Here is an 8,972-nt window from a genome sequence, read left to right on the forward strand (position 1 = left end):
GACCTCCGTCGGGGTGAACTACCGCAAAACTGTAACAGGTTCTAGTATGGCGGATGTGTCCTCCATCAAGGCAGATCCTGCCGCCATCGCTGCGGCCACCGAGCGGCTTGCGCAGGCGCTGGCAACCCGAGTGCCGTGCGCAGCAGTGCGCGATCTGATCGGAACCGACGACCTGCCCGCGGCATACGCCGTGCAGCAGGGACTCGTCCAGAAGCGGCTTGCCGCAGGTGCGACCGTCGTCGGCCGCAAGATCGGCGCCACCTCCGAGGCCGTGCAGAAGCAGCTCGGTGTGGACCAGCCTGACTTCGGCTATCTGCTCGACGAGATGGATGTGAGCTACGGCGTCAACGGCACCCCGATCTCGATGCGCACTCTCGTACAGCCTCGAGTCGAAGCGGAAGTCGCCTTCCGGCTGAGCCGAGACATCGACGTGCCCGAGGACCAGATCACCCTCGACTTCGTCCGCGAATCCGTCGACGTCGCGATTCCCGCGTTGGAGATCGTCGACTCGCGCATTGAAGGCTGGAATATCGAGTTCACCGACACGGTCGCTGACAACGCGTCGAGCGGTCTGTACGTCATCGGCGACGCGGGGCTCCCGCTGTCGGAGATCGAGCCGCGCGACGTCGTGATGAGCCTCACCATCAATGACGAGGAGCGTTCGGCCGGCACCGGCGCTGCTTGTCTGGGCGACCCACTTGAGGCGCTGAGGTGGCTCGCCGTCCAGGCCGCGCGCTTCGGCGATCCGCTGCGTGCGGGACACCTGATCCTGTCCGGGGCCTTGGGGCCCTTCGTGCCGTTCGCCGCGGGTGACCGCGTCACGGCTTCCATCAGTGGGTTCGCGCCCCTGACCGTCTCCTTCGAGGAGTAAGAGATATGTCCCGCAAAGTCACCGCGGCCATCGTCGGCCCGGGCAACATTGGCACCGACCTGCTCTACAAGCTGCTTCGCAGCGACGTGATCGAGCCACGCTGGATGATCGGCGTTGACGCCTCGTCCGAGGGTTTGAAGCTCGCTCGCGATCGCGGTGTCGAGGCATCGCACGAGGGTGTCGACTGGCTGCTCAAGCAGGACGAGCTGCCTGAGCTGATCTTCGAGGCGACCTCCGCATACGTGCACCGCGAGTACGCACCGCGCTACGCCGAGGCCGGCATCAAGGCGATCGACCTGACGCCAGCCGCCGTCGGCCCTGCGGTCATCCCGCCGGTCAACGGCGAAGAACACATCCTCGCCGACAACGTCAACATGATCACGTGTGGTGGCCAGGCCACGATCCCGATGGTCTACGCCGTCTCGCGCATCGCGCCGGTGCCGTACGCCGAGATCGTCGCCTCGGTCTCGAGCGCATCGGCTGGCCCCGGCACCCGCGCCAACATCGACGAGTTCACCCGTACGACAAGCAATGGCGTGATGACGATCGGCGGTGCCGAGAAGGGCAAGGCGATCATCATCCTCAACCCCGCCGAGCCGCCGATGATCATGCGCGACACGATCTTCTGTGGTGTCAGTGCCGATGCCGATCGCGACGCGATCTCGCAGTCGGTCTTCGACATGGCCAAATCGGTGCAGGAGTACGTACCCGGCTATCGACTGCTCCAGGACCCACAGTTCGATGACGCCACCGAGGCCACGATGGGTATGACCAAGGTCAGCATCTTCGTCGAGGTCGAAGGCGCCGGCGACTACCTGCCGCCATTCGCAGGCAACCTCGACATCATGACCGCCGCCGCGACTCGCGTCGGAGAGTCGATCGCAAGGGAGATCATCAAATGAGCACTCCAGCACCCGTTTCCAGCGTCGACGCTTCGATCGACGCACTCGCCCGCAAGTGGTCGCAGACCGACACCTCGAGCAAGCTCGACCTCCGGCTGACTGACACCTGCCTACGCGATGGCTCGCATCACAAGCGCCACCAGTTCGTGCCGCAGGAAGTGCGCGACATCGTCGGCGCTCTCGACTCGGCTGGCATCCCGGTCATCGAGGTCACCCACGGTGACGGCCTCGGCGGATCGTCGTTCAACTACGGCTTCTCCAAGACGCCCGAGCAGGAGCTCATCAAGCTCGCGGCCGAGACTGCCAAGAACGCGAAGATCGCCTTTCTCATGCTTCCCGGCGTCGGCACCAAGGACGACATCCGCGCCGCGCAGGACAACGGCGGTCGGATCTGCCGTATCGCCACCCACTGCACCGAGGCTGACACCTCGCGTCAGCACTTCGGGCTGGCCCGTGAGCTCGGTCTGGAGACCGTCGGCTTCCTGATGATGAGCCACACCCAGTCGCCCGAGACGCTCGCCAAGCAGGCGCGCATCATGGTCGACGCGGGCTGCCAGTGCGTCTATGTCGTCGACTCGGCCGGCGCGCTGATCATGGAAGGCGTCGCGGATCGCGTACACGCGCTCGTCGCCGAGATCGGCAACGAAGCCACCATCGGTTTCCACGGTCACGAGAACCTCGGCCTCGGCGTCGCCAACACGGTCGTCGCCGCTCGCGCAGGCGCCACCCAGATCGACGGATCGGTACGTCGCTTCGGCGCCGGAGCGGGCAACACGCCGCTCGAGGCGTTCATCGGTGTCGCCGACAAGCTTGGCTGGAACACCGGCGTCGACTTCCTGCAGATCGTCGACGCTGCCGAGGACGTCATCCGCCCGGCGATGCCGGAGGAGTGCACGCTCAACCGCATGACGCTGATGATGGGCTACGCCGGCGTCTACTCCTCATTCCTCAAGCACGCGGGCAACGCTGCCGACCGCTACGGCGTCTCGGGAGCGCAGATTCTGCTCGAAGCCGGCCAGCGCAAGCTGATCGGAGGCCAGGAGGATCAGCTCATCGACATCGCCCTGATGCTGAAGGCAAAGAACGAAGCAAACGCCTAGGGCTGGCCCTCGGGTTCGGATTCGTTGGCCAGACCCTTGAGCTCCACCAGAGCGCGGTCGAGCACCGCTGCACTGCCCACTCCGGCCAGCTCGGACCGGAGCCGCAGGAGTGTGTCTTCGTCGACGATCTCGGTCACCTGGGTCCACGCCCGGCCGCTGTGGCGAGCAATCTTCGGACCGACCGCTGCGGCGCCCGGCGTCGAGTCGGCGGAGATAAGCAGGAGGGCTGCGAGCTCTGATTGCCCGACCCCGGCGAGGAGTTCGGCAGCATTTCTAGCGGTCGTCCAGAGCTGGGTGGTCTGGTCGGTTCGCCGCCAGAACTCGATCAGGTACGCGAATCCGTCGGCCGCCCCAGGGACGTCGCCGGTACGGGCACGCGCTGTCGCCAACGACACTCGGGCGACGCCCTCGACGAAGTTGCAGCCGACGCTGCCTGCGATCGCGATCGCTTCTAGGTAGTGCGCGACTGACTCTGTCGGTTCGGAGTTTGCGCGGAGCTCACCCTCGACGTACGCCACGAACGCGTCTTGCGAGCCACACATCGCCATGTCTGTGGCCCGATCGAGTAGTTGCCGTGCGGTGGGACCGTCGCCGCCGTACAACGCCGCGAGTGCCGCCGACCCGATGTGGGCACTCGGGTCGACGGTGCCCTCGCCAGCGAGGAGCCAGTGCTGTCGCGCCTTGTCGAAGTCCGCGCGGAAATGTGCCACCACCCCCAACACACTCCGGGCTCTGCCCAGCGAATCGGGATCCTCCTGGGCGACGGCTATCGCCTCGTGGGCCAGGCGCTCGGCCAGTTCGAAGTCGCCGACCAGCCTTCCCGCCTCAGCAGCTGCGGCGAGGATCGCGGGCCGGCGTGGATGTTCGTTCAGAGAATAGTCTGCCGCTAGCTCGTCGGCCCACGACCAGATCTCGCGCAGGTCACGCCACGTGACGACGCGGTTGACCGCCAGGGTGATCGCCACCCTCTCATCGGCGTCCCCGAGGTCGCGCGCAGATCGGAGGTTGGCCAGCTCGTCACGCAGGCGACGGTCAGCCGATGCCTCGTTTGGCCCGAACATCGCGCCGTGAATCTCCTCGGCGACGACCAGGCAACGTTCGACGAACCGCGTATGCACGAGCTCAGCCTCGCCGAGGTGCTGGATCTCATCGATGAGAAAGGCGCGGACCGTGAACAACAGCCGATAGCGACCGGTCGACGGGTCCGCCACAAGCAGCGACGCATCGACCAGCTGGTGCAGCAAGTTCAGAGGCTCGCCGGACTCGGCCATGGCTTCGACGGTGGCCAGATCCACACCGCCCGCAAACGGTGCGATTGCGCGGAGCAGCAGTTGCTCATCTGCCGACAGCAACTCATACGACGACCGGATGGTGGCTCGAAGCGTCTGTTGCCGGTGGACTTCGGGGCCCTCTCGACCGGTTGACAGATCGAGCGCGCGATCGAGCCGCTCGTGGATGGCGCGCAGCGATGCGACCGCCACCTGTCGCGCCGCAAGCTCAATGCCCAGGGGCAAGCCGTCGAGTCGGCGCAGCACCTCGACGAGGTCTCCTGCCTGGTCCGCCGGCACCTCGTAGCCGGGAGTGCGCCGGCGCGCGTGCTCCACGAACGCTCGCACACCGGCGGACCGGCGAAGCGCGTCCAGGTCGGAGAGATCCCGAGGAACGGGCAACGGTTGCAGCCGTACGACGTACTCGCCCGAGACCTGGAGCGTCACCCGTGACGTGGAGAGGATCTTGACGCCGGGTGCGACCCTCCGCACCGCGGTCACGAGGTCACGGCACGCGGCGGCGATGTGCTCGCAGTTGTCCAGAACCAGCAGCAGCTCTCGGTCGGTGAGCGCCGCCGCGATGTCGTCGGGACCGATCTCGCCGGACGTGCGCAACCCAAGTGTCGAGGCGACCGCCTGGCACACTCGCTCTGGGCGGTCGACGACTGCGAAAGGGACCACTACGGCTTCGATCGCGTCGGCAGCGATGTCGAGGGCGAGCCTGGTCTTTCCGACACCCCCGGGACCGGTGAGCGTCACAACGGCGTGGGAGCCGAGCAGGCGAAGAAGTTCCTCACGATCATGTTGCCGCCCGACCATCGGGCCATCGGGTCGCGCGACTCGAGGCCGAGGTGGCGCGGCGGCCAGTCCGGCCGCAACCTGCTGCTCCAGTTCGGCCAGCGCCGATGTCGGGTCGAGCCCGGTCTCTTCGACGAGCCGACTCCGGAACGCCCGCGCGCTGGCCAGAGCTTCTGCTGACCGACTATCTGTCGCGAGCGCTCGGATGTGCAGCAAAGCGGTCCGCTCCCTGAACGGCGACTCGGCAGCGGCGGCCGCTGCCTCGACGGCCACTGTCTCGCCGCGCTTTAGCCGCGCATCGAGTGCGTCGTCGACCAGCTGTAGGCGCAGCTCGTCGAGTCCTACTGACTCTGCCTCGAGACCGGGTACGGAGTCGAACTCCGCGAGCGCGGGACCGCGCCACAGCTCAAGGGCTGCCTGCGGATCGGTCGCGCCGAGCCGACGCACGGCATCGACGTCAAGCTCGTACGGCTCGAGCCGTAGCCGGTATCCCCCCTCTCGCTTCTCCAGCCGGTCGGACATCGGTTGGAGCTGGCTGCGCAGCCGGGAGATGTGGTTGTACAACGCCTGTGTGGCGTTGTCGGGTGGATCATCTGGCCACAGCGAGTCGACGAGTCGTGCTGTGGTCAGCCCGCGGTCGCCCGCCAGTGCAAGTAGAGCCAACAGAGCGCGGCGCCTGAACCCAGGGACATCGACCACCCGGTCCTCGAGGTGGAGCGAGAGCGGACCGAGCACATTGACGGTTAGCGCGAGCTCGCTCCGGTTCACCATCACACTGTGCCCGAGTGTGGAGCGGCCGTCACCCGCTTCGGGGAAGTGCGAAAGCCTCGGCGGAGACCCACGTACGGAACCGTTCGAGCCCGACGGCCTCGACCAACGTGCCGGTCTGCGATTCCTGCAACAGCAGGGCCTCGACCTTGCGGTCCAGTGTGGTGCCCGTGAGTTCTAGCAGTAGGGCGAGCTCGTCGTCCGCGCAAACCCGTGGACTGCCAAGCTCGAACACGCCGAACTCCTCGTCCAGACCCTGGTCCATCACCTTATGGCGCTTGACGGGGTGTAGGAGCCGGGCGTCGTAGCCCTTGAGGGCGCTGTCAGTCCACGCGCTCACCGTCTGGTGGTCGGGGTGGCCTGTGAACCCATCGGGCCCGAAGGTGATCACTGTGTTCGGCTGCACCTCGTCGATGAGCGACCGGATCCGGGAGACGGCTTCGGCGGCGTCAACGTCGGCGCATCCACCGTCGGGGTAGTCGAGCCAATAATGCTCGCTCACGCCGAGCACCTCGAGTGCGTCTTCCAGCTCGACGGTACGTACGTTGCCGTCTCCGCCAGCTTCGCCGCGCGTCGCGGTGATGCAGGCCACGCGGTTGCCCGCATCCGTGAGGAGTGCCGACACTCCGCCGGCCAGATAGGTCTCATCGTCGGGGTGTGCCCAGACCATGAGGACGGTGCCCAGTTGTTCCATGACTTCATTGTGATGGCCGGACCTGTCACGTGTCTGTCACGTCTGTGACAGGTCGGTGCCAGTCGGACCCCCCACGTTGGATCTCGAGGGCACCGATCCCGGCGCCACGATGAAGGGAATACAGCATGACTGCGCAAATTGACGCAACTGCCCTGGACTTCGGCAGACTCGAGGAGTTCGCTGGCAAGGTCGGAGCTGACCAGGCCGCGGCCTACAACGCCATTCTGGTCTACCTCGGGGACCGTCTCGGTCTCTGGCGAGCCTTGGCCGACCTCGGCACAACCAGCGTGGGCGACCTCGCCGAACGGTCCGGAGTCACACCCCGGTACGTCCAGGAGTGGCTCTCTGCCCAGGCAGCCAACGGCTACGTCGCCTACGACGGGGCTGAGGATTCGTTCACCTTGTCGGTCGAAGCGGCCGCCGTACTCGCCGAAGAGGAAAGTCCGGCCGCGATGATGCCAGGCTTCGAGCTGATCGCCTCGGTATGGGCGGCAGCCGACAGACTCGCCAACGTCTACATCACAGGCGAGGGCATGGCCTGGCACGAACACGACCCGCGGTTGTTCAGCGCGGTCGCCCGCTTTTACGGCACCGCCTACCGCAACTCCCTGTTTAGCGAGTGGCTGCCCGCGGTGGACGGACTGGTGGAACGCCTCACGACCGGAATTCGCGTTCTCGATGTCGGATGCGGGCTCGGAGTGCCGACGATCATGTTGGCCGAGGCATTCCCTAACTCGACATTCGTCGGTGCCGATTACCACGAGGAGTCGATCCGGCTCGCCCGTGCAGCGGCTGAGGAGGCAGGTGTCAGTGATCGCGTCCGCTTCGAGGTTTCAGACGCCGTGTCGTACGAAGGTGCGTACGACCTCGTGCTGTTCTTCGACGCCGTGCACGACTTCGGCGATCCAGTGGCGGCACTCGCCCATGCACGTCAGGCGCTGGCACCCAGTGGCCGGGTCGTCGCGGTCGAGCCGTTCGCCGAGGACACCCTCGAGGCGAATCTCGCAAATCCGATGGCCGCGGTCTTCTACGTCGGCAGCTCGGCGCTCTGCGTCCCGCACAGCATGTCGGAAGGTGGCAGTGCCCTCGGCGCTCAGGCCGGCCCGGCTCGCCTCACGGGTGCATTCCGGGACGCCGGCTTCACGTCCGCCGATGTCGCGGTCGCTACAGCGACCAACCTCGTGATCGAGGCCCGATCGTGATGGCGCGGGCATCGGTCGTGGAGACGGACAGCGCAATCGCCGAACTGAAGAAGATTCTCGATCGGACCGCGCACTCCATCGTTGCTGATGGGACGCATTCGAAGTCGCGAGTCCTGCAGGCGATGGCGGCTGCGACTCGGGACGTTTCACCCGGGGCAGCAGCCGCGCTCATCGACTGGGAGAGCTCGGAGATTGCACGGCTTCGGGCGTTCGGCATCGTGCATGGGGTGGTGCTGCGTGATCTCCCACTACGCGCCATACGTCAGCTGATTGGCGCCTCGGCGCACGAGCTTGCGGCGTGAGGCTCCCATGGAGGAACCGGCCGGCCGATCGCGGGTGAACCCGTGGTCGGCGGTCGGACGCCATTCCACTTGTGTGTGAAGCGATCAGCTAGCTGAACCGCTGCTGGAACTCGCCGTAAGACAGCAAGCCATCGGCGAAGCTGAATGTGCCGTGCTCGAGCATTTCGCGCCCGGCGCGGTCGACCAGGCTGAGCGCTGCCCGAGTCAGGGTGCCGCCGACGCTGATCCTGGCAACACCCAGGTTGCGAAGCGTGGCAGCGTCGAGCACTGGCTCGACTAGTCCGGCGACGACGTTGACCGGTGCATCGATCTCTGCGGTCAGCCGACCGATCTCTTCGGCATCGCTGACGCCGGGAACGAAAATGCAGTCGGCGCCTGCCGCGATGTACTGCTCAGCACGCCGGACAGTCTCGGCAAAAGCATCGGGATGGGCCGCCATGTACGTGTCGGTGCGCGCGTTCAGCACGAAGGTTCCCTTGGGCGCGGCCGCACGCGCCGCTTCGATGCGTTCGCGGCCCACTTCGACCGGCAGCAGCTCGCCGGGCACTTGTGCGTCCTCGAGATTGCCGCCGGCCACACCGATCGCGACAGCCGCCGCGACGGTGTCGGCGACCTGGTCAGGAGTGTCCCCGTATCCGGACTCGAGGTCGGCGCTCACCGGGCACTCGACTGCTTCGACGATCAGCGCGATGCAGTCGAGCATGTCCGACCCGTCCATGCCGCCATCGGCGACTCCGCGGCTGAACGCGATGCCCGCGCTGGTGGTGGCGATGGCTGCAAACCCGACCTGCTCCAACAATCGCGCCGATCCGCCGTCCCACGCGTTGGGGAGGACGAATCCGGCGCCAGGCTGGTGCAATGCGAGAAACGACGCCACGAGGTCGGTGTTCGCGGGGGCAGTCATGTGCGCCAGTCTTGCAGGGTTGCCGTACCAATGGACTTGTTACTAGAACGTGTTCTAGTATTGGCCGTAGACGATCTCCCAAGGAGCTGCAATGACCCAGGCTGTACTCGATGGCGTACGAGACCTCCTTCCCACGCTGCGCGAGCGCGCTGACGAGACCGAG

General features: G+C 66.3%; 8 protein-coding genes. 5 read left to right on the forward strand and 3 right to left on the reverse strand.

Features of this window, described 5'->3' with window-relative positions; genetic code table 11:
- Positions 1–46: 46 nt before the first annotated feature.
- The 3 genes from V6M39_RS12330 to dmpG are packed head-to-tail and all read left to right on the forward strand — an operon-like array spanning position 47 to position 2,873.
- Positions 47–871: a 2-keto-4-pentenoate hydratase gene (locus V6M39_RS12330; RefSeq protein WP_332644111.1), complete on the forward strand. Its 825-nt coding sequence runs from the start codon at positions 47–49 to the stop codon at positions 869–871.
- Positions 872–876: 5 nt separating this feature from the next.
- Entirely contained in the window at positions 877–1,773 is an 897-nt protein-coding gene (locus V6M39_RS12335) for an acetaldehyde dehydrogenase (acetylating) (RefSeq protein WP_332644112.1), read from the forward strand.
- Positions 1,770–2,873: a 4-hydroxy-2-oxovalerate aldolase gene (gene dmpG / locus V6M39_RS12340; RefSeq protein ID WP_332644113.1), complete on the forward strand. Its 1,104-nt coding sequence runs from the start codon at positions 1,770–1,772 to the stop codon at positions 2,871–2,873. Before V6M39_RS12335 ends, dmpG begins: the two co-directional genes overlap by 4 nt.
- On the opposite strand, the gene V6M39_RS12345 is transcribed toward dmpG, so the two are convergent.
- Both V6M39_RS12345 and V6M39_RS12350 read right to left on the reverse strand, forming a co-directional pair.
- Positions 2,870–5,707 carry a BTAD domain-containing putative transcriptional regulator gene (locus V6M39_RS12345; protein WP_332644114.1) on the reverse strand — a complete coding sequence of 946 codons (2,838 nt, stop codon included), beginning with the start codon at positions 5,705–5,707 and terminating at the stop codon, positions 2,870–2,872. The two genes, dmpG and V6M39_RS12345, sit on opposite strands and share 4 nt — an antisense overlap.
- Positions 5,708–5,738: 31 nt before the next feature.
- Positions 5,739–6,401 carry a PIG-L family deacetylase gene (locus V6M39_RS12350; protein ID WP_332644115.1) on the reverse strand — a complete coding sequence of 221 codons (663 nt, stop codon included), beginning with the start codon at positions 6,399–6,401 and terminating at the stop codon, positions 5,739–5,741.
- Between the two features lie 125 nt (positions 6,402–6,526).
- On the opposite strand from V6M39_RS12350, the gene V6M39_RS12355 reads away from it, so the two are divergent.
- Together V6M39_RS12355 and V6M39_RS12360 are read left to right on the forward strand one after the other, a co-directional pair.
- Positions 6,527–7,603 (forward strand): methyltransferase domain-containing protein, encoded by a 1,077-nt coding sequence (locus V6M39_RS12355; protein WP_332644116.1) that lies wholly within the window; start codon positions 6,527–6,529, stop codon positions 7,601–7,603.
- Positions 7,604–7,620: 17 nt separating this feature from the next.
- Positions 7,621–7,905: a hypothetical protein gene (locus tag V6M39_RS12360; protein WP_332644117.1), complete on the forward strand. Its 285-nt coding sequence runs from the start codon at positions 7,621–7,623 to the stop codon at positions 7,903–7,905.
- Between the two features lie 88 nt (positions 7,906–7,993).
- Here the strand turns inward: V6M39_RS12360 and V6M39_RS12365 are convergent, their stop codons facing one another.
- A complete protein-coding gene (locus V6M39_RS12365; protein WP_332644118.1) occupies positions 7,994–8,809 on the reverse strand; it encodes an isocitrate lyase/PEP mutase family protein in 816 nt (271 codons plus the stop codon).
- Positions 8,810–8,972: the final 163 nt, after the last annotated feature.

Source organism: Aeromicrobium sp. (assembly GCF_036675695.1).
Classification (GTDB): Bacteria; Actinomycetota; Actinomycetes; order Propionibacteriales; family Nocardioidaceae; genus Aeromicrobium.

Bases quoted from the DNA above. Each gene is read 5' to 3' on its own strand.
- V6M39_RS12365 (WP_332644118.1), bottom strand. From the start codon at position 8,809: ATGACTGCCCCCGCGAACACCGACCTCGTGGCGTCGTTTCTCGCATTG.
- dmpG (WP_332644113.1), top strand. From the start codon at position 1,770: ATGAGCACTCCAGCACCCGTTTCCAGCGTCGACGCTTCGATCGACGCA.
- V6M39_RS12355 (WP_332644116.1), top strand. From the start codon at position 6,527: ATGACTGCGCAAATTGACGCAACTGCCCTGGACTTCGGCAGACTCGAG.
- V6M39_RS12335 (WP_332644112.1), top strand. From the start codon at position 877: ATGTCCCGCAAAGTCACCGCGGCCATCGTCGGCCCGGGCAACATTGGC.
- V6M39_RS12330 (WP_332644111.1), top strand. From the start codon at position 47: ATGGCGGATGTGTCCTCCATCAAGGCAGATCCTGCCGCCATCGCTGCG.
- V6M39_RS12350 (WP_332644115.1), bottom strand. From the start codon at position 6,401: ATGGAACAACTGGGCACCGTCCTCATGGTCTGGGCACACCCCGACGAT.